General features: G+C 81.2%; 3 protein-coding genes. All 3 read left to right on the top strand.

Annotated elements, in window-relative coordinates; translation table 11 throughout:
- Positions 1–470, top strand: a 470-nt coding sequence (locus AB6N23_RS18250) for a type II secretion system F family protein (protein WP_412867374.1), incomplete at its 5' end; no start/stop codon positions are given.
- A gap of 227 nt (positions 471–697) precedes the next feature.
- The gene (locus tag AB6N23_RS18245) at positions 698–1,123 is read left to right on the top strand and encodes a type II secretion system F family protein (RefSeq protein WP_412867373.1); all 426 of its coding nucleotides are present in this window, start codon (positions 698–700) and stop codon (positions 1,121–1,123) included.
- Between the two features lie 318 nt (positions 1,124–1,441).
- On the top strand, positions 1,442–1,747 hold the full coding sequence (locus AB6N23_RS18240) for a DUF4244 domain-containing protein (RefSeq protein ID WP_412867372.1): 306 nt from the start codon (positions 1,442–1,444) through the stop codon (positions 1,745–1,747).
- Positions 1,748–1,891 lie beyond the last annotated feature (144 nt).

Genomic DNA, 1,891 nt, shown 5'->3' with positions numbered 1-1,891 from the left:
GCGCGGGCGTGGTCGCCGGCGTCGTGCCACCCGCGCCGGTCCTGCTGGCGCTCGTGGAGCGACGGCGCGGGCGTGATTCGCGACGGGCACGGGTGCGCGTGCGACCCGACGACGCCGCCGCGTCCCGCGTGCACGCCGTGCTCGCCGGGGCGCGCACCGCCGCCGAGCTCGGGGCGCCGCTCGCGGACGTGCTCGAGCAGCTCGCGGCCGCCGTGGCGGCCGACGCCGAGCACGCCGGCGAGGTCGCGGCGGCCCTGGCGGGCCCCCGCGCGACGGCGCGGGTGCTCGTCCTGCTGCCCGCGCTCGGCCTGCTCGTGGGGGCCGCGCTCGGTGCGCGGCCGTGGCAGGTGCTGGCCGCCGGCGGGCCGGGCACCGCCGCGGGGGTGCTGGGGGCGGTGCTCGTGCTCGCCGGGCGGGCGTGGGTCGGTGCGCTCCTGCGAAGTGCCCGGGCAGCCGGCGGCACCGCGTGAGCGGGGCGGCGCTCGGCGTCGGTCTCGTCGTCGTGGCCGCGACCGTCGTCGGCTCGGGACCGTGGTGGGTCGGGCGGAGGTCGGTCTTGCGGGCGGGGGTGGAGCGGGCCGGGGCGAAGCGGGCCGGGGTGGGAGGGTGGACGCGCGACGACCGGCGCGAGAGCGTCGGGCAGCCGGGGCGTGCGGCGCGGCGCGGGGGCGGGCTCCGTGGGGGACAGGGGGCGCCGGTGGTCGACGCCGCGTTCCTGCTCGACCTGTGCGCCGGGGCGCTCGCGGCGGGGTCGGCGCTGCCGCGCACCCTCGCGGTGGTCGGCCGGCACCTCGGCGGCGCGGACGGCGCCGCGCTCGTGCGGGCGGGCAGCACGCTCGAGCTCGGCGGCTCCTGGGCGTCGGCGTGGGCGGACGCACCGCCCGCGGCAGCCGCGGTCGGTGCTGCCCTCGCCACGGGCTGGGAGGCCGGTGCGTCCCCGGGTCCGCAGCTGCGCGCCGCCGCCGACCGGGTGCGCCGCGACCGGCGCGCGCGGGTGCGGACCGCGGCCGGGAGCCTCGCCGTGCGGCTCACGCTGCCGCTCGGGCTGTGCTTCCTGCCGGCGTTCGCGCTGCTGGGCCTGGTGCCTGTGGTGCTCGGGCTCGCGGGCGGGCTGGGGTGGTGACGCGGGGCGCGACAGGTCGTCGGGCCGTCGTCGTGCACCCGGTTGTCGCGGACCGGTTGTGGCGGGCCGGTGGTCGCGGACCGGTCGTCGCGGACCGAACGGACGGACGCACCGGCGGCGAGCGCCGTGCGGTGTCGCCCGGCGGCGGCAACGGCGGGTGGCCCGGGCCGTCGCGAGCCGACCACAGCCCTGCGCGGCGCGGTGCCGCCCACGAGCGCGCGACGCCGGCCCGCGCGCACCCGGGCGTCCCCGCGACGCTCGGCGAGCGACGCCCGCAGCGGGCGCGTGCCGCGACCGCGGCCGACGAAAGGAGCTGGCATGACGGACACACAGGGCACGGGCGGTGGGCAGCAGCCCGCGTCGAGGACGCGCGCCGCGCAGGGCTCCGGCGCGGTGTCCCCCGACGGGACGAGCGACGGCAGGGCGGCCGGGGCCGTCGGCGGCGCCGCGGGGACGGTGACGCGGCTTAGGCGCGTGGCCGGTGACGCGGGCATGGCGACCGCCGAGTACGCGATCGCGACGCTCGCCGCGGTCGGCTTCGCCGGCCTGCTCGTCGTCATCCTCAAGGGCAACGAGGTGAAGGGTCTGCTCACGGGCATCGTCCGGCAGGCGCTGGGCGGATGACGGTGGGGCACCGCGGCCGCCGGCGGTGGCGTGCGCGGCCCGCCGGCGCCCGCGGGAGCGGGGCGGCCGGGCCGCGACGAAGGGGTCGGAACGCTAGCGGGCGACCACCGGCTGCGTGTGCCAGATCCGGTCGATGTAGTCCCA

Origin of the sequence: Cellulomonas pasadenensis (genome assembly GCF_047229365.1) — a bacterium.
Taxonomy (GTDB): domain Bacteria; phylum Actinomycetota; class Actinomycetes; order Actinomycetales; family Cellulomonadaceae; genus Cellulomonas.
The sequence above is the reverse complement of the archived record's forward strand: the minus strand, read 5'-3'. Positions and strand labels throughout refer to the sequence as shown.

Coding starts and splice junctions, on each gene's coding strand:
- AB6N23_RS18240 (WP_412867372.1), top strand. CDS start 1,442: ATGACGGACACACAGGGCACGGGCGGTGGGCAGCAGCCCGCGTCGAGG.